Annotated in this window: 15 protein-coding genes; 7 read left to right on the top strand and 8 right to left on the bottom strand. The window is 59.0% G+C overall.

What is annotated here, in order from left to right; translation table 11 throughout:
* Positions 1–4: 4 nt before the first annotated feature.
* Both GWQ27_RS20660 and GWQ27_RS20655 read right to left on the bottom strand, forming a co-directional pair.
* Positions 5–319 carry a DUF2007 domain-containing protein gene (locus GWQ27_RS20660; protein ID WP_042467471.1) on the bottom strand — a complete coding sequence of 105 codons (315 nt, stop codon included), beginning with the start codon at positions 317–319 and terminating at the stop codon, positions 5–7.
* Between the two features lie 113 nt (positions 320–432).
* Positions 433–1,335 (bottom strand): LysR family transcriptional regulator, encoded by a 903-nt coding sequence (locus GWQ27_RS20655; RefSeq protein WP_017413013.1) that lies wholly within the window; start codon positions 1,333–1,335, stop codon positions 433–435.
* 96 nt (positions 1,336–1,431) lie between these two features.
* Here GWQ27_RS20655 and GWQ27_RS20650 point away from each other — a divergent pair, with 96 nt between their 5' ends.
* Positions 1,432–2,484, top strand: a complete 1,053-nt coding sequence (locus tag GWQ27_RS20650; RefSeq protein ID WP_265462757.1) for an HlyD family secretion protein — start codon at positions 1,432–1,434, stop codon at positions 2,482–2,484.
* Positions 2,484–4,037, top strand: coding sequence for a DHA2 family efflux MFS transporter permease subunit (locus GWQ27_RS20645; protein ID WP_021140163.1), 1,554 nt, complete (start codon positions 2,484–2,486; stop codon positions 4,035–4,037). Before GWQ27_RS20650 ends, GWQ27_RS20645 begins: the two co-directional genes overlap by 1 nt.
* A gap of 93 nt (positions 4,038–4,130) precedes the next feature.
* On the opposite strand, the gene GWQ27_RS20640 is transcribed toward GWQ27_RS20645, so the two are convergent.
* The gene (locus GWQ27_RS20640; RefSeq protein ID WP_005316484.1) at positions 4,131–4,757 is read right to left on the bottom strand and encodes a lysoplasmalogenase; all 627 of its coding nucleotides are present in this window, start codon (positions 4,755–4,757) and stop codon (positions 4,131–4,133) included.
* Between the two features lie 174 nt (positions 4,758–4,931).
* Here GWQ27_RS20640 and GWQ27_RS20635 point away from each other — a divergent pair, with 174 nt between their 5' ends.
* Positions 4,932–5,084, top strand: a complete 153-nt coding sequence (locus tag GWQ27_RS20635; protein WP_005316486.1) for a hypothetical protein — start codon at positions 4,932–4,934, stop codon at positions 5,082–5,084.
* A gap of 429 nt (positions 5,085–5,513) precedes the next feature.
* Here GWQ27_RS20635 and GWQ27_RS20630 read toward each other — a convergent pair whose 3' ends face one another.
* The 5 genes from GWQ27_RS20630 to GWQ27_RS20610 form a co-directional block, all read right to left on the bottom strand.
* Entirely contained in the window at positions 5,514–8,066 is a 2,553-nt protein-coding gene (locus GWQ27_RS20630) for a TRAP transporter permease (RefSeq protein ID WP_275908215.1), read from the bottom strand.
* A 103-nt stretch (positions 8,067–8,169) separates the two neighbouring features.
* Positions 8,170–9,141, bottom strand: coding sequence for a TAXI family TRAP transporter solute-binding subunit (locus tag GWQ27_RS20625; protein WP_159165166.1), 972 nt, complete (start codon positions 9,139–9,141; stop codon positions 8,170–8,172).
* A 415-nt stretch (positions 9,142–9,556) separates the two neighbouring features.
* Positions 9,557–11,698: a S9 family peptidase gene (locus GWQ27_RS20620; protein WP_275908214.1), complete on the bottom strand. Its 2,142-nt coding sequence runs from the start codon at positions 11,696–11,698 to the stop codon at positions 9,557–9,559.
* Positions 11,699–11,932: 234 nt separating this feature from the next.
* Positions 11,933–12,364: a DUF411 domain-containing protein gene (locus GWQ27_RS20615; protein ID WP_021140157.1), complete on the bottom strand. Its 432-nt coding sequence runs from the start codon at positions 12,362–12,364 to the stop codon at positions 11,933–11,935.
* Between the two features lie 49 nt (positions 12,365–12,413).
* Positions 12,414–12,737, bottom strand: a complete 324-nt coding sequence (locus GWQ27_RS20610) for a hypothetical protein (RefSeq protein WP_005316500.1) — start codon at positions 12,735–12,737, stop codon at positions 12,414–12,416.
* 261 nt (positions 12,738–12,998) lie between these two features.
* Between GWQ27_RS20610 and GWQ27_RS20605 the strand changes: the two genes are divergently transcribed.
* The 4 genes from GWQ27_RS20605 (at position 12,999) to GWQ27_RS20590 (ending at position 17,185) form a co-directional block, all read left to right on the top strand.
* Positions 12,999–13,598 (top strand): NAD(P)H-dependent oxidoreductase, encoded by a 600-nt coding sequence (locus GWQ27_RS20605; RefSeq protein ID WP_159165162.1) that lies wholly within the window; start codon positions 12,999–13,001, stop codon positions 13,596–13,598.
* 64 nt (positions 13,599–13,662) lie between these two features.
* Positions 13,663–15,519 (top strand): glutathione-regulated potassium-efflux system protein KefC, encoded by a 1,857-nt coding sequence (kefC, locus tag GWQ27_RS20600; RefSeq protein WP_111589329.1) that lies wholly within the window; start codon positions 13,663–13,665, stop codon positions 15,517–15,519.
* A complete protein-coding gene (locus GWQ27_RS20595) occupies positions 15,516–15,902 on the top strand; it encodes a SirB2 family protein (protein WP_275908213.1) in 387 nt (128 codons plus the stop codon). Before kefC ends, GWQ27_RS20595 begins: the two co-directional genes overlap by 4 nt.
* Before the next feature lie 296 nt (positions 15,903–16,198).
* Entirely contained in the window at positions 16,199–17,185 is a 987-nt protein-coding gene (locus GWQ27_RS20590; protein ID WP_005316508.1) for a WYL domain-containing protein, read from the top strand.
* Positions 17,186–18,572: the final 1,387 nt, after the last annotated feature.

Genomic DNA, 18,572 nt, shown 5'->3' with positions numbered 1-18,572 from the left:
GGGATTAACTATCGTGGGGATCGTGATGACAGCGCCAGCAGACCTCAAAGTTTGCGCCGTTTTCCTCCCCGCACTGACCGCAGAGCCAACCATTGCCCTGGCGCTGCTGATAACGTTCGATGACCCGTCCTGCCTTGCTGCGATCCTGCTCGCGCACCATCAGGGTCACCTGCAACAGATCCACCGGCAGCTCGCCCAGCGCCCCCGACAGGGCCTCGCCGTTGAGTCGCACCAGCACCCCTTCCACTTCCAGCGCCCCTTTCAGGGCATGGGCCTCCAGCGAATGGGAAGCCCGATAAAGATTGATCCATTGATCCATGCCTTCCCCCTGCAACCGCTTGTTGATGCCATGTCTAGCTGACACCATGCCCCTCTTCCATCCTCGGGATCGAACCTGGATCCCAGGATCCACGGCTTCCCCTGACCTGTCTGTCACAGCAAGTTGTCTATCCCGTAATCGGCCCCCTGCGCCACCATAAAATCGATAAAGGCCCGCAACTTGCGCGGCATCAGCCGCCGCTCCGGGAACAACAGATAAATCGGTACCTTGGGCTGCTGCCACTCGGGCAGCAGGGGCACCAGGGCGCCGCTGGCAAGCTCCTCATGGCAAAGCATGGCGGGCAGGGAGGCGAGCCCGAGCCCCGCCTTCGCTGCCTCTCTGGCACAGGTTATATTATTAACCCTAAAGCGGGAGGGAGGGTCAACCAGCACCTCTCTTCCATCCAGTTCGAAGCACCAGTGCGAAGCCAGAAACCCGCTGCTCACCGCCACCCTTTCATGGCGCACCAGATCCTCGGGATGAGTGATGGCCGGACTGCGGGCCAGATAATCCGGGCTGGCACACAGCAGCCGCTCAGTGCTCCACAGTCGCCGCGCCGCCAGGTTGGAATCGCTCATGTCGCCGATGCGCACTATGGCGTCCAGCCCCTCATTGATGGGATCCACGATGCGATTGGTCAGCTCCAGCTCCACCTGCAGCCCCGGATAAACTTGCAGAAATTTGGCCACCAGCCGACCCACCACCAGCTGCCCCGTCTCGATGGGTACCGCCAGCTTGAGAATGCCGGTCACCTCCTGCTGGCTGGCGCTCACCATCAGCTCGGCCTGAGCCAGCTCATCCACTGCCTTGCTGCAGCGCAGATAGTATTGCTCACCGGCCTCGGTCAGGGTGAGCTGACGGGTTGAGCGGTAGAGCAGTCGTACGCCGAGGCGCTGCTCCAGCTCTGCGATACGGCGACTCACGGTCGCCTTGGTCATGCCCAGATCCTGGGCAGCCCCAGTAAAGGAGCCCTTGTCGACGATCCGCACCAGGATCAAGGCAGCGTTCAGATCCATTGTTGCACCAGTGAAACTGTATATCTCATTAATGGATACTAATCGAAACAGTTGGCCAGTGTTAGCCTGCGCTCCTTAAGTTCAGGAATCCCCAAAATGAGCCAACACAAGAAAATCCCCCTGCTGGCCGCCACGGTGCTGGCCCTGCTCGGCCTGCTGTTCGCCGGTTACTGGTATCTGCATGGCCGCTATTTCGAGAGTACCGACAACGCCTACCTGCAGAGCGAAGTGACCGGGATCGGATCCAAGCTGTCCGGCTACATCAGTGAGGTGCTGGTCACCGACAACCAGGCGGTGAAGGCCGGTCAGCTGATCGCCCGACTGGACGATCGGGAGTTCAAGACCAGGGTGGCCGAAGCCGAGGCCGACCTGCACCTCAATCAGGCGACCGCCGAGAATCTGGCCGCGACCCGGACCCAGCAACTGAGCCTGATCCGTCAGGCCGAGGCCAAGGTCGCCTCCGCCAATGCCGAGCAGGTGCGCGCCAGACAACAGGTGCAAAGGGTCAGCCAGCTCAACCAGCGCCATTACAGCTCGCAAGACAGCCTGGATGAAGTGCGGGCCGGATTGCAGGTCAATCAGGCGCAGGAACAGGAAGCCAGGGCCGCCCTGCAAGCCGCCCGTGAACGTCTGTTGGTGCTGGATGCCGAGGCCAAGCAGAATCAGGCCAGGCTGGCATTGAGCGAGGCGCAGCTGGAACAGGCCAGACTGGAGCTGAGCTATACCGAGCTGCGGGCACCGGCTGACGGCATCATAGGCAAACGCAGCCTGCGGGCAGGGCTCTACGTTCAGTCCGGCATGCAGGTCGCCAGTCTGGTGCCGCTGCAACAAGTGTGGGTCGAGGCCAATTTCAAGGAGACCCAGCTGCACCATATGCAACCGGGCCAGAAGGTCAAAGTGATCCTTGACGCCTATCCGGATCAACCGGTCGAGGGGATCATCGACAGCCTGGCCCCCGCCACCGGCGCCAGATTCGCCCTGTTGCCACCGGAGAATGCCACCGGCAACTTCACCAAGATAGTGCAGCGGGTACCGGTCAAGATCCGCATCCCCGAGCCGGGTGCCCTGGCAGGCAAGCTGCTGCCGGGCCTCTCCACCGAGGTGATAGTGGATACCCGTGCCCCTGCCGCCCTGGTGGCAGCCAACTGATGGAACCCATTCCACGTCGCAACTGGATCGCCGTCATGGGGGGCCTCATTGGCGCCTTCATGGCCATCCTCGACATCCAGATCACCAACGCCTCTCTGAAGGATATTCAGGGTGCCCTGTCGGCCACCCTGAGCGAGAGCTCCTGGATATCCACCTCCTATCTGGTGGCGGAGATGATCGCCATCCCCCTGAGCGGCTGGCTGAGTCGGGGTCTGAGCGTGCGTCGTTACCTGTTGTGGACCACGGGGGCCTTTATCGTCGCCTCCGTGCTCTGCTCGTTCAGCTGGAACCTCACCAGCATGATCGTCTTCCGGGCGCTGCAGGGTTTCACCGGCGGGGCGCTCATTCCCATGGCCTTCTCCCTCATCGTCAGCCTGCTGCCACTGCACAAGCGAGCGACCGGCATGGCACTGTTCGGCCTCTGTGCCACCTTCGCTCCCGCCATAGGCCCGACTTTGGGCGGCTGGCTGACGGAGCAGCTCTCCTGGCACTACATCTTCTACCTGAACGTGCCACCGGGACTGCTGGTGATGGCCATGCTGGCCCATGGGCTGGACAAGAAGCCGGTGGACTGGACCGTGATCAAGCAGGTGGATCTCATCGGCATCATCACAATGGCGATGGGACTGGGTCTGCTGGAAGTGGTGCTGGAAGAGGGCAACAGAGAGGACTGGTTTGGCTCGAGCTTCATAGTGCGGCTCACCGTCATCTCTGTGGTGGCCCTGGTGTTCTTCGTCATCAGCCAGCTGCTCAGACGCCATCCGCTGGTCAACCTGCGGCTGCTGCACAACCCGCGCTTCGCGCTGGCCTGCTTCGCCTATCTGGTGCTCGGCATGGCGCTGATGGGCTCCATCTATGTGCTGCCGCTCTACATGGCGCAGATCCACAACTACAACGCGCTGGAAATCGGTGAGGTGCTGATGTGGATGGGGCTGCCCCAACTGCTGGTGTTGCCGCTGGTGCCCAAGCTGACCCACAAGATAGACCCGCGCTATCTGGTGAGCTTCGGTTTTCTGGTATTTGCCATCAGCTGCTTCATGAACATGAACATGAGTGCCGACTACGCCGGTCCCCAGCTTATCCAGTCGCTGATAGTGCGGGCCCTGGGTCAACCCTTCATCATGGTGCCGCTCTCTCTGGTGGCGACAGCCAGCCTGAGTCACGACGAGATCCCCTCCTCCTCGACCCTGCTCAACGTGCTGCGCAACCTGGGGGGTGCCTTTGGCATTGCCATCATAGCGACCCTGATCGACAACGACACCCGCGTCCATGTCAGCCAGATCAGCAGCACCCTGGCCGCCAGCAGCATAGAGGGGCAAAGCTACCTGCTGCAGCTGGCCCGGAGCATGATGGCGCAGGGCTCGGGTCCCGAGCTGGCCCAACAGCAGGCCCAGGCCATGCTGTCGAACACCATCAGCCGCGAGGCGGCCATCATGGCTTACAACCAGGTGTTCTACGTGATGGGGATCTTCCTGCTCATCGCCAGCGCCCTGATGCTGCTGCTCAAGCAGCCAGCCCCCAGAGCGGCCGATGCCGAACCGCTCGAGGCATAGCCAAGGCGTAAAAACAGACACAAAGAATGGGCCAACAGGCCCATTTTTCTTGCCGGTGATCAGCTGCAAGTGACGAAAGAGACCCGCTCTTCTTCACCCCGCCAAGGAGGCTGCGATCAGAAACTGGGCCGCGAAGTAGCTGCTCATGATCCAGGCCGTGGCGTGAGGAAAGGGACGCCGGAATCTGTCCAGCGCCAGCATGCTGTCGGAAAAGAGGAACATCAGTGCCCCCACCAGGGCGGCGGCACTGCCCGCGGTCAAGGAGGCGTGCCAGGCACCGGCAGCCACCCAGGCCATGCCGATGATCACCAGCATGTAGCAGAAGACGGGGATCTTCATCTCCCCCAACCGGCCCCACAGCAGGCCGAATACCATGCCAGCCACCAGCAGCAGCAAGAGACCATCCACCAGGTTCAACACCAGGGGTCCCTGGGCAAAGCCGACTATGTAGCAGAGGTGTGCGACAAAAAAAGCCGCCAGGCCCTGAATGAAACGATCCCTTGGCAACATCAGCAGTACGTCCCCGGCCAGCGACAGGCAGAGCCCGAGCAGGATCCAGGCATGTGAGCCGTCATGGTCATCGCTCTGATAGCCAAACGCCAGCGCTATGATGAACAGCATGGTCAGCGGCTTGCTGATATAGAACTGACGGGAGTCTGAGCCGTAGGCCGCACGAATGTGCCACCAGCCCGATGCGATGATCAAGAAACTCAATAACATGCCCTGCTCCTCACGTGTTGCTCGCAGTCATACGGCAACATCTTCTGACTGGCAGCAGAGTAGCAAATTCCCTCGGCCAGTGGCAGGGGAGCTCAGCAAATGAGCAGTCTACGCCTAAAGTCTAATTGCCCGCCGGCCCTGGTCAGGGCATAAGGAAGGGTCTGGAGGATCACCATGGAAGACGAAATGAAAAACTATCTGCCCGCTATCGATATCATGATGTGCCATCTGGGGATCAGCTTCGAGCAGGCCTGCGAACAGCTTGGTCTCAGCCCGCAAGAACAGCAGGCGCTGGATCAGCTGCAACAGCAGGCTCAGTCAAACTAGCACTCCCGATATGGATATCATGATGTTCCAGGTCCGGGGATCAGCTTCGAGCAGGCCTGCGAACAGCTTGGACTCAGTCCGCAAGAACAGCAGGCGCTGGATCAGCTGCAACAGCAGGCTCAGTCAAACTAGCACTCCCGAAATGGATATCATGATGTTCCAGATCCGGGGAGCAGCTTCGAGCAGGCCTGCGAACAGCTTGGTCTCAGCCCGCAAGAACAGCAGGCGCTGGATCAGCTGCAACAGCAGGCTCAGTCAAACTAGCACTCCCTCACGATGTGCCGTCTGGGACTAGCATGCGAGCTGCCGGGCCTCAGTCCACTGGCACAACAGACCCAGAGCCTGCTGCAGGAACAGGATCCGCAAGAATAATCCCCGATTGGGAAAATAAAAACGGCGCCTTGATGGCGCCGTTTTTATTGGCATTTTTTATTGGCGAACCGCACGTCGCCGTTGCAACCAGACGATCAGCCCGAACAGCAGGAAGCCCGGGAACCACATCAGCTCTTTACGCCAGCGCTCGGTAGGCGCCTTGACGGAGAGGATCTCCTGGTCAAACTCAAGCCCCATGGTGGCGGCCGGGCTACCAAAGGCCACGCTGTCGATCAGGGTCTTGCCATCCTGCTCATAGATCGTCAGACCCAGGTTCGCCAACCGCTCGTCGCCATTTGCACCATCCGGCACTGCGACCAGCAGGGTGGATTGACGGGGCTTGCCTACCATATCCTCACCCTTGAGCCGCAACCTTAATGTGCTCTGCGCTTCTACCTCCCCCATGGTCTGGGCAAGCTGTGCTGGCGGTGTACTGCGATAAGGATCGTGCACCATGTCCATCCAGAACCCCGGACGGAACAGGGTGAAAGCCACCAGCAGCAGCAAGATGCTCTCGTACCAGCAGTTCTTCACCAGGAACCAGCCCTGGGTCGCGGCGGCGAAGATCAGCATGGCAATGGTCGCCACCACGAAGATCAGCACGCCGTGGGCGAAGTCCACGTCGATCAGCAGCAGATCCGTGTTGAAGATGAACAGGAAGGGCAGTGCCGCGGTGCGCAGACTGTAGTAGAAAGCCGTGATACCGGTTTTGATGGGATCGCCCTTGGAAACGGCAGCCGCTGCAAACGAGGCCAGACCCACAGGTGGCGTCACGTCCGCCATGATGCCGAAGTAGAACACGAACAGATGCACGGCTATGAGCGGCACTATCAGGCCGCTCTGCTGGCCAAGCGTCACCACCACCGGCGCCAGCAAGCTGGATACCACTATGTAGTTGGCGGTGGTGGGCAACCCCATGCCGAGGATCAGGCTCAGCAGGGCGGTGAGCAGCAGCATCAGCAGCAGGTTGCCCATGGAGAGGAACTCCACCAGATCCGCCAGCACCAGGCCAACCCCGGTCTGGGAGACTGCACCGACTATGATCCCCGCCGTGGCGGTGGCAATGCCGATGCCGATCATGTTGCGGGCACCGGCGACCAGCCCTTCCCGCAGATCCACCATGCCATCGAGCAGCGAGCCGTAGTCATGCTTGCCATCGGTACGCAGCCAGTTGAGCAGCGGCCGCTGGGTCAGCAAAATGATGACCAGCATGACGGTGCCCCAAAAGGCCGACAAACCAGGCGAGAGGCGCTCCACCATCAGACACCACACCAGTACCACCACGGGCAGCAGGAAATGCAGACCGGAGAGCAGCACGGCGCGGGTGTTGGGCAACTTGATCAGCGGCTTGTCGGGATCCTCCGCTGCCAATGGTTCATTGCTGGCCGCTATCTTGAGCAGACCCACATAAGCGGCAGCCAGCAGCAATGAAATCCCTGGCAAGGCATAATCACCCAGCGCGGGCTTGAGCCAACCGAGGCCATAGTAGACTGCCAGCGACAGGCCACTGATGAGGGCCGCGCCGAAGGCAAAGCCGGTCAAACGACGCAGCCAGGGCTTGGGTTGATGGCCGCCGATAGGCTGCATATCGAGCTTGAGCGCTTCCAGATGCACTATGTAGAGCAGCGCTATATAGGAGATGGCGGCCGGCAGGAAGGCATGCTTGATGATATCCACATAAGGGATGCCCACGTACTCCACCATCAGGAAGGCCGCGGCCCCCATCACGGGGGGCATGATCTGGCCGTTGACCGAGGAAGCCACTTCCACCGCCCCCGCCTTCTCGGCACTGAAGCCCACCTTCTTCATCATGGGGATGGTGAAGGTGCCAGTGGTGACCACGTTGGCGATGGACGACCCCGAGATGAGGCCGGTCAGGCCGGAGGCTACGACGGCCGCCTTGGCCGGGCCGCCGCGCAGGTGACCAAGCAGGCTGAAAGCGAGCTGGATAAAGTAGTGACCGGCACCGGCCCGCTCCAGCAGGGCGCCGAACAGCACGAACAGGAACACGAAGCTGGTCGACACGCCGAGCGCTATGCCAAACACCCCTTCGGTGGTGATCCACTGGTGGTTGGCCAGGGCGGTGAAGCTCACGCCGCGGTGAGCCAGCAGACCCGGCATCCAGGGGCCAGCCAGGCTGTATACGAGGAACAGCAGGGCAATGACCGCCAGGGCTGGGCCCAGAGCACGCCGTGCCGCTTCCAGCAGCAAGGGGATGCCGATACAGGCCGTGATCAGATCAGAGGTGGTGAGGCTGCCCGGACGCAGGGCCAGCGCTTCATACATCACAAACAGGTAAGAGGCCGCACCGGCTGCAATCAGCCCCAGCGCCATGTCGCTGAGCGGGACTCTGTCCCGGGGAGAGCGTCGAAATGCCGGAAACACCAGATAGGCCAGCAACAGGGCAAAGGTGAGGTGAATGGCACGGGTTTCGGTGTCATTGAGTACGCCAAAACCCAGCATGAAGGGCAGTGGCGAGGCAATCCAGAGCTGGAACAGGGACCAGGCCAGCGCCAGGGCGGTAATGAGCCAGCCCATGATGCCGAGCGGCAGACGAGCGCCCACATCCTGGGCGATCAGTTCCTCGGTAGAGAGTTGTGTATCTTGCATAGGGTTAACTTGTGCCAACGAGTACAACAAAAACGACACCCGCCGCCGCAAACAGCGCAGCCAACGGGTGTCGAGGGAGTGACAAAGGCCCTTGGGCCCTCAATCAGAGCCAGCCGCGCTCTTTGTAGTAGCGAGCAGCCCCTTCATGCAGCGGTGCAGAGAGCCCTACCTTGATCATGTCGGCCTCTTTCAGGTCGGCAAAGGCAGGGTGCAGGCGCTTGAAGCGATCCAGGTTGTCAAAGACAGACTTCACCAGCTGATAGACCACTTCCGGATCGGCCTTGGCGCTGGTGGAGAGCACAGCCTTGCCACCGATGGACGGGGTCGGCTGGTCGCTGCCCTTGTAGAGGCCACCCGGGATCTCGGCCTTGGTGTAGTAGCTCTTCTCTGCCAACAGCTTGTCGATGGCCTCGCCGGTCACCGGCACCAGCACGGCATCCGTGGTGGTGGAAGCTTCCTGGATGGCGCCATTCGGATGACCAACGAAGTAGCTCATGGCGTCGATGTTGTTGTCACCCAGTGCAGAAGCCTGCTCCGCCGGTTTCAGCTCGGAAACCAGCGCGAAGTCACCCTTCTTCCAACCCTTGACCGCCATGATCTCTTCCATGGTGTCACGCTGACCCGAGCCCGGGTTGCCGATGTTGACGCGCTTGCCCTTCAGATCGTCAAAGCTGGCGATCTTGGCATCGCGACGAGCCAGAATGGTGAACACCTCGCTCTGCAGGGAGAAGACGGCACGGATATCATCCATGGCCCCTTCGGTCTGGAAAGGGGGCAGCCCTTTCATCGCCTTGAACTGGTGGTCAGACTGCATGATGCCGAAGTTGAATTCACCGCTGCGGATGCCGTTGACGTTGGCAACACCGCCACCACTGGCGGGCGCGTTGCACTTGATTTGATGATCGGCAGCGCCGCGATTGAGGAAACGACAGATAGACTGGCCTGCCACATAGTAGACGCCAGTCTGGCCGCCGGTGCCTATGGTCACGAAGCGCTCCTGCGCCTGTACCTGGCCGCCAAACGAAACACCGACCAGAGCCGCCGACAGGGCGCACGCCAAGGATAATCCTTTCATGTTTTCCATCCTTTTCATTGATTTATCTCATCCGATTCCCGGATGAATGTACGACAACACCCTGTTCTGCGCTGGGCTTGCCTAACTTGCCTCATGCAAGAAAAGGGTTGGGCTGCGATGCCTTTCCCAAAAATCACCCTCATCCTGCGGTGAGTCAACCGGTCTCGTGCCAGTTGAAGATAATTTGGCCCCTGAGGGGCCAAAGAAAAAGTTATAAGCACTCCGATTAAGCACATTAAGCCAACACAAATCAAACAAAATGGCAAAATGATGGAATTAAATATCGAAAATTATGACGCTGATCATTCATTTTCCTACCAAAGATTAATTCCATCTGCTACCTGATGGAAGCAATAAAAAACGATGACGGATTCTTTTGTGGCCCTTGCAGGGCAAGGGCCTGTGTCATCTTGTCTCAGCTACCGGCTTGGGCCAGATCCAGAATAAACGCGAATTCCAGCGCTATGTCTTCGTACGCCTTGAAGCGACCGGATTTGCCACCGTGGCCAGCATCCATGTCGGTATTCAGCAACAACTTGTTATCATCCGTCTTCATCTCGCGCAGCTTGGCGACCCACTTGGCAGGCTCCCAATACTGTACCTGGGAGTCGTGAAGACCCGTGGTGACCAGCAGATTGGGATAGGCCTGTGCCTTGACCTGATCGTAAGGGCTATAAGCCTTCATGTAGTCGTAGTAACGCTTCTGGTTCGGGTTGCCCCACTCGTCGTACTCCCCCGTGGTGAGGGGGATCGACTCATCCAGCATGGTAGTGACTACATCCACGAACGGTACCTGGGCGACCACGCCGCGATAAAGCTGTGGAGCCTGGTTGATGACGGCCCCCATAAGCAGGCCACCGGCACTGCCACCCATGGCATAGACCTGATCTTTGGCGCCATACCCTTGCGCCACCAGCGCCTCGGTGACGTCGATGAAGTCGTTGAAGGTATTCTGTTTTTTCAGCAGCTTGCCATCTTCATACCAGTGACGGCCCAACTCCTCGCCACCCCGGATATGGGCGATGGCATAGACGAAGCCTCTGTCCAGCAGGCTCAGACGGGCGGTGCTGAAGTCGGGATCCATGCTGGCACCGTAAGAGCCGTAGCCGTACACCAGCAGCGGGTTGTGGCCGTTTTTCTTGAACTTGTCCTTACGATAGACCAGTGACACCGGCACGGACACGCCGTCACGGGCCGTGATCCAGAGTCTCTCACTGGCATACAGTTGTGCTTTGAAGCCCGCCACCGGCTGTTGCTTGAGCAGGGTGCGCTTGCCGCTCGTCATATCCAGCTCATAGGTGGATGCGGGAGTGGTCATGGAGGAGTAGCCATAGCGCAGGGCGCTGGTATCCGGCTCCGGGTTGTAGGCAAGCCAGGTGACATAGGCGGGATCGTCGAAGGCGATCTCCTTCTCCTCGCCGCTCTGCCAGTTGATCTGGCGCAGCCGGGTCAGGCCCTGGTTGCGCTCCTCCAGTACCAGCCACTCCTTGAACAGGGCGTAGCTCTCCAGCAGCACGTCCGGATTGGGAGCTATCACAGATTTCCAGCGATCGACCGGGCTCTCTTTGGTCTCGTACAAGCCGAAATTCTTGCCGTCCTTGTTGGAACGCACATAGAAGCGGCCACGGTAGTGATCCAGGCTGTATTCGTGATCCACCTGACGGGGCAGGAACAGCCGCGGCGCCTGGGTCGGCACGTTGGCGTCGATGAGACGCGCCTCGCCCGTTGTGGTGCTGGAAAGGGCGATAACGATGAAGTCTTCCGAGGTGGTGGCATAGAGGCTGACGTAGAAGGTGTCGTCTTTTTCCTCATACACCAGGGTGTCTTTCGCCGGATCCGAGCCAAGCTCGTGGCGATAGACCTGATAGGGGAGCAGTGTCTTGGGATGCTTGCGCACGTAGAACACCGTCTTGCTGTCGTTGGCCCATACCAGGTTGCCGGAGGTATTTTCCAACTTGTCGCTGGCCCACTGGCCGCTCTCCAGATCGAGGAACTGGATCTGGTACTGACGACGAGAGAGGAAATCTTCCGCCACCGCCAGCCAGCGGTTGTTGCGACTCACCTCCAGGGCGCCCAGGGCGTAGAACTCGTGCCCTTCGGCGCGCTGGTTGCTGTCTAGCATCACATCGGCGTGCTTCTCCCCGACCCTGGTGCGGGAGTAGATGCCGTACTCCTTGCCCGGCTCATAACGGGTCTGGTAACGGTAGTCATTCTTCACATAGGGAACCGACTCATCCTGCTGGGGAATGCGGGCCACCATCTCTTTGTAGAGTTGATCGCGCAGCGGCTGGGTCGGCTTGAGCATGGCATCGGTATAGGCGTTTTCAGCCTTGAGGTAGGCCAGCATCTCGGGGTTCTGGCGCTCGTCATCCCGCAGCCAGTAGTAGTTGTCGACCCGGGCATCCCCGTGTTTTTTGATGGTATGAGGATGTTTGGCGGCCACGGGAGGCTGGATCAGGGTGTCACTTGTGGGCATGGCGGACTCATCATTGGCATATGAACAGGGGACGGCGGCCAGACAAGCCAGCAGCAGAAGCCCTCGGGAAAAGGTGAACATCTCGCATCCTTTGCGCTTTAAAAGGGTTGGCAAACCTGAGCCTTGGCTCCTTGGTGTGGCCAACAATCTGCCCCTTGTCGCCCCCAGTTGCAAGTTATCAGCGCAAAACCCGCCAGAACACGTAAAAGGGCCACTGTCTCGCGACAGTGGCCCTCAAACCTGACCATGAGCGACACGGATTCGCTCAGGTGTGCCTCACATGATGGAGTTGTGTCTGCTCATGACCAGTTTGCGTCAGCCGGGATAGCTCGACCAGGTCTTGGTCGCGCCCTCATGACTGATGCTCAGCACCTGATAGGGCTGACCCGGTATATCCATGCCTGGCGCACTCTGGGGCATGCCCGGAATGGTCAGGCCGCGGATCGCCGGTTTTTCCTTGAGCAGCTTCTGCACGTCGGCAGCGGGTACATGTCCCTCCACCACATAGCCATTGACCACACCCGTGTGGCAGGACGCCAGCTGCGGAGTGATGCCGTACTGCTGCTTGATGGGTTCAAGCTGCTCGGTTTCGACGACCTTGACCTCAAAGCCGTTCTCTTCCATGTGCTTGATCCAGGTCTTGCAGCAGCCGCAATACTGGGACTTGTAGACAGTCATCCGCTCCGCAGCCAGGGCGGAGAAGCTGACACTGCCGGCCAGCAGGGCCAGTAACAGGGACTTGTACATGACTCACCTCGGATAAGAAGAAATACCCAAAAAAATGGGGAAGCTCGACTCAACCGGGATGACGGGGAGGACGCTCCAGCCGCTCGGGCGGCGCATCCGGCGTATACAGGGAAGGGGCAATAAACTCAGGCCTGTCAGGCTCCAGCACGGCCACCGTCAGGCTGTCGCTGGTGAGCACCGTCATGGCAAGCGCCGCAGTAAAGCTGCCACACGGCATGGCTTTCTCCAGGGTACGCTCGCTCTGGCTGCAATGGGGGGTCAGCGTACAGAGATCGGTCGCCGCCCGGCTGCCAAACGACATCAGCACCATCAGCAGACTCCACAAGGGGAGCCAGCGGCGAGCGCGAGCGAGTTGGCGACGGGTCAGAACCATGACATGACTCATTAAGCAGAAGAGCCCTATGGTAACCTCTGGCCCAGGGGGAGGGTCAAGCCCTCCCCTCTATGGTTCGCGGGACGTAAGTAATCTGGCGGGGTGCGATTCACCCATGGATCCCCGCGTCCAGCGTAACGGGACCTGATTCAGGAACTGGCGGGCCATGGCACTTCTTGATAACGTCACCGCTCAATGCATCTTCTTTTCGCCAGTACTGGTTTTTGCCAGTACCAGGCTCAGTCTTCAGGTTATGACCCCATGAAACGCATTCTGGTTATCTTTTCACACCCGGCCCTGCAGAGCTCAAGAGCCAACAAGCAGCTGTTGCAGGCTATCGAAGGGCTGGAGGGTGTCACAGTTCACGACCTCTATCAGCACTACCCGGACATGTTCATCAATGTAAAACAGGAACAGGCCCTGCTGTCGGAACACGATATCATCGTCTTTCAACACCCCTTCTACTGGTACTCCTGCCCCGCCATCATGAAGGAGTGGATGGACCTGGTGCTGGAATACGGCTATGCCTACGGTCCCGAGGCCCATGCCCTCAATGGCAAGCAGTGGCTGAGTGCCATCACCACGGGGGGCGCCCCAGAGTCCTATTGCAGCGCAGGCTACAACAGTCGCCCACTGCTCGACTTTTTGCTGCCGTTCCAGCAAACGGCACAACTGTGCGGCATGACCTGGCTACCCCCGTTCGTGCTCCACTCCTTTCACAAGATCAAGGATCCGGAGGCATTGCGCCGCTGTGGCCAGGATTATCGCCAGCTGTTGTGTGCCCTGCGCGACGAGCAGCTGACCCCCGATCAGCTCGCGGGGCAATCTTATCTGCGGGATCTGCTGGAGGTGCTCTCATGAAACACTGTCAGCTATTTGGCCGACCCCATGAGCCTGACCAGACGTTCAAACGGAGGGCGGGCTGATGGGTCACGGATTACTGTTTGATGCGCTTATCTACCTCTCGGCGGCGGTGATCGCCGTGCCGCTGGCCAAACGCTGGGGGCTGGGTTCCGTGCTTGGCTACCTGCTGGCGGGCATCATCATAGGTCCCTTCCTGCTGGGGCTGGTGGGGGAGCAGAAGGATGTGATGCACTTCGCCGAGTTCGGGGTGGTGCTGATGCTGTTTCTGGTCGGGCTGGAGCTGCGCCCAGCCCTCTTGTGGCAGCTGAAGGGGCCCATACTCGGCACCGGCGGCCTGCAGGTGCTGCTCACCACAGGTGCCCTGACTGGCGTGGCATATCTCATCGGACTGCCCTGGCAGCAGGGACTGGCCATCGGCCTCATCCTGGCGCTCTCCTCCACAGCCATAGTGTTGCAGAGCCTGCAGGAGCGCAAACTGATGCAGAGCGAAAGCGGTCGATCCGCCTTTGCGGTGCTGTTGTTTCAGGATATTGCCGTCATTCCCATACTGGCGATCCTGCCGTTGCTCGCCATAGCACCGGTGGCCAGCAATGGCAGTGCGGAGCTGGCCGGCTGGCAACACGGCCTGCTGGTGGTGGCGGCCATCTCCGGCATAGTGCTGGGCGGCCACTACCTGATGCGGCCGGTGTTTCGCGCCATCGCCCAGTCCCACATGCGGGAGATCTTCGTCGCCGCCGCCCTGCTGCTGGTGATCGCCATCGCAGTGCTGATGGAGTCGGTGGGGCTCTCCCCTGCCCTTGGCTCCTTCCTCGCCGGCGTGGTGCTGGCCGACAGCGAATATCGCCACGAGCTGGAGGCGGACATAGAGCCGTTCAAGGGCTTGCTGCTCGGCCTCTTCTTCATGTCGGTGGGCGCCGGAATCAACTTCAGCCTGTTTGCCGAACACCCCTTTCTCATCCCGGCGCTGGTGATCGGCCTGATGGCATTGAAATGGCTGGTGCTGATGGCGCTCGGCTTTGTCATTCGTATCTCGCCCAACCAGCGCTGGACCTTCGGGCTGGCGCTGGCACAGGGTGGCGAGTTTGCCTTCGTGCTCTTCTCGTTTGCCTCCCAGAACAAGGTGCTGCCTGGCGACACCATATCGCTGCTCACCCTGGTGGTGGCCCTCTCCATGGCGCTGACGCCGCTCTTGCTGATCCTCAACGATCGGGTGATCCAGCCCTGGTTCGATTACCGTACCCACAGCGATTCGCCGCAGCACGAGCAACCTGAATTGGTGGAGCACCCCGTCATCATCGCCGGCTTCGGCCGCTTCGGCCAGATAGTGGGGCGCCTGCTGCACGGCCACGGCATAGGCACAACCATACTGGAGCAGGATGCCAGTCAGATAGAGATGCTGCGCAGGTACGGCTATCAGGTGTTCTACGGCGACGCCAGCCGGCTCGATCTGCTGCATGCCGCCGGCGCCCACAAGGCAAAACTGCTGGTACTCTCCATCAATGACCCGGCCACCTCGCTTGAGGTGATTGAAATGGTGAAGAAACACTTCCCGCACCTTAAGATACTGGCGCGTGCCCAAGACAGACCCCATGCTCACGAGATCCTGCGCCACGGCGTGGACAGCGTGCATCGGGAAACCCTGGGTTCCGCCGTGGATCTGGGGGTGGAAGCGCTGACCCAGCTGGGATTTCGGGCCAACCAGGCCTGGCGGGCGGGACAGACCTTCAAACAACACGACAACTGGTTGCTGCGGGAGCAGGCCAATTACCTGGACGACGAACACACCTACATCAACAAGAGCCTGCAATACAGGGACATCCTTTCCGATCTGTTGCAAGACGATCAGGAAGGACAAGAGCGTATTCACGCTCACAACTGGAACAGCGGTCTGCCCGACAACGACAAGGAAGCAACATGATTGCCTATTACCCTCTGCTCAAACACCTGCACATGACCCTCGCCATCGTCAGCCTGCTGCTGTTTGTCTATCGCTGGATGCTCTCTCTCAATGCCAGCCCGCGTCTGCAACAGCGCTGGCTGAAGATAGCGCCCCACGTCAACGACACCTTCTTGCTGCTGTTCGGGGTGCTGCTGGCTGTCACGTTGCAGATGAGCCCGGGCCAGCAACCCTGGCTGATGACCAAGCTGATCGCTCTGGTGGTCTACATAGGGCTCGGTGTCATGGCGTTAAAACGGCCCGATCGCAGCCAGAAGCTTATGGCGGGTGTCGCCGCGCTGGCGGTGTTTGGGTACATGGTGGGAGCCGCCATGACCAAGTCGGCCTGGTCCTGGTTGGCCTGACAAGAATGTCCATCTGGTGGGGGGAAGCCATTCCCTCCACATCATCTTCTGCCCTTTAACGTGATTTCTATTTTTTATTCTCCCTAAAAACCGCAAGACAGCACTTTAATTTGCGATTTTCTCATCAATTAAAAGCCTCAATTGCTACCCACCAAAACAGCAATCATATTTAATATCATGTAGTTAATGACGTTTGTATGAAAATGGCGACAGTTGTCGCAGCAAAACTTGCGACATAGACTGTCGCATGCCATGGCTAGGATACACTCAACGCTAAACCAGTGAAGGCATGCACCATGAGTAAGAAGCTGTTACGACAACTGACCTTGGCGCGTTGCATCCCGCACCGCCCTTACAAGCTGACCGCCAGCCAACTTCAGGTAAAACTGGAAGAGGAAGGTATCCATGTCAGTCTGCGTACCGTGCAACGGGACCTGGAAGAGATGTCCGGCATGGGGTTGTTCGACCTCACCTCGGATGAGCGCAGCAAACCCCACGGCTGGTGCTTTGAGCGCCATGGCCTCAACGACTTCGCCAATATCATGCCGTTGTCGCTGGCGGTGGCCCTGAAAACCTGGAGTGATCAGGCAAGCCAACTGCTACCGGCAAGTGTGCTGACCGAATTGAATCCGCTGATCGACAAGGCCAGCCAGGTGATCCGCGACAGCCAGAGCGAACTGGCCGAACGCTGGCTCGAGAGCGTACATCAGTCACCGCGTCCGTTTGCCGGCAACCCGGAGATCCGTCGCAGCACCCTGATCCGCGATGCTCTCTGGCGTGGTCGCAAGTTCAGCGCCGAGATACAGCGCGTCATCAAGGAGCGTACTGTATGGCTCTGCTATGACCGCATCAATCCGCTCGGCATCCTGAATCAGGCCGATGGTCCGACCCTGCTCTGTACTTTGTCCGAGCTGGATCCCAAGGTATACGGCATCCCGTTCGATCACATCAAGGGCGTGGAATTGACCAACTTCAGCGCAACCCAGCCGAAGGATTTCAATATCCAGAAGCTGATCCGTGACCAGGGCTACCAGGACGTCAGCGGTCCAATCCGCTTTGTCGGTCGCATTGATGCAAACTGCCCGACCCTGGTCGATGGTCAGATCCCGGGCCACAACCCACGCATGACTCGCTATGACAAGCGCAGTGTGGTGGTGGAGACGGAAGTCCAGGACACCCCTGAATTTCGCACCTGGCTCAATAACATGAGCGGTAACCTGGAAGTGCTGGCGCCAGAGTCATTGCGCAAGGCATACCCGACACCAGGCAGCCGGGTTAGCTAATCCCAAAAAGCCGAGCTCAGCCTCGGCTTTTTGTATTCTTTTCAAGCATATTTATTCAACTAATTTTTAACTCTTGCCAGTTGAATTGAGCAGTCTTGTACCATCGTTTTCCCCCTGTTTTTTCGTGTGAGAGATCCGCCATAGAGGCTGTAAGAGGCCACTGTGTTGCACCGTACGCGAAGCCATCTTTGAATCCATGTGCTTTCCAATGAAACAAACTAACATAATGATTAATATGGATTTATCTTGTTAATGATTGGGTTTAATCAAGCTGGCTCATGCCGATAACTACCCAAGCTCCCTTGTTACTCTGTGCGCTTCCCTTAATATGGGTCTCACAAGGACGAAGCTGGTTCGGCAGGATGCAGGAACAGCGCATAAACAGGGAATAATCCACAGGACGTGGTCAGGGATACCTCAGGATGAGGCTGGTAACCGGGAAGGTTATCAAACGGATTGAACAGGACACCACAGGATGTGGTTGCGGATACCTCGGGATGAGGCAGAGCAGTAGGGATTACCGCTCTTCAGGAAGAACAGGACCTCGCCGGATGCGAGCAGGACAGCTTCAGGATGAAGCGAGATAGCCTGGATGGTTATCTGTCAGGATGACGCAAGGAACACCACAGGATGTGGTAAGGGACACCTCCAGGATGGAGAGAGTGCAGCAATCAGGAACGATTGCCAGACCAGGATGGTCACAGGACACCTCAACGGATTGGGAAGGGGATATTCCGAAGGATCAGGATAAAGTCAGGGATCGCAGGGAGCATTGCAGTTCATGGACTGGACTAGATGACTTGAGGGGACGGCAACTGCCGTCCCCTTTTCTTTATGTGCACATTCTCAAGCCTCCTGTTGGCTCTTTCACGCAGACCAACGCCTCCGGCCTTACATCACACTTTGTATTTCCCATTGCTTGAGCGCTTTTGAACCGAGCCACCACCTTGCATAACAGGGCAAGATATCCATCCAGCTGGTGATGCAATAGCAATCTGCTAAAGCTCAAAGCTAGCTACTCCGTAGCCAAGAACACAAAAGACCTGCCCAAGCAGGAGGGCCTTGTTGTACTGGGCAAAAATGCACAAAAAAACCAGTCGTTAGATTGGGCTTCTCAATTTACTGGCTGAGCGGACGGGAGGGTGCTGTCCGGCTCAAGCACAAGCGGACATAGGTAGGGACCGGGCTGCCAGTGGCAAGGAGACAACCAGCGGCGAACATCAAGATGCCTCGGCGTGGAGAAAGGAAGAGGAGGTGGGTAATGGTGACCGCTGACTTTGCAGTTTCGGAAATGAAAAAAGCCCAGTCTTTCGACTGGGCTTCTCAATTTATTGGCGGAGCGGACGGGACTCGAACCCGCGACCCCCGGCGTGACAGGCCGGTATTC

Origin of the sequence: Aeromonas sp. 5HA1 (assembly GCF_029237245.1) — a bacterium.
GTDB classification, from domain to species: domain Bacteria; phylum Pseudomonadota; class Gammaproteobacteria; order Enterobacterales; family Aeromonadaceae; genus Aeromonas; species Aeromonas salmonicida.
The sequence above is the reverse complement of the archived record's forward strand: the minus strand, read 5'-3'. Positions and strand labels throughout refer to the sequence as shown.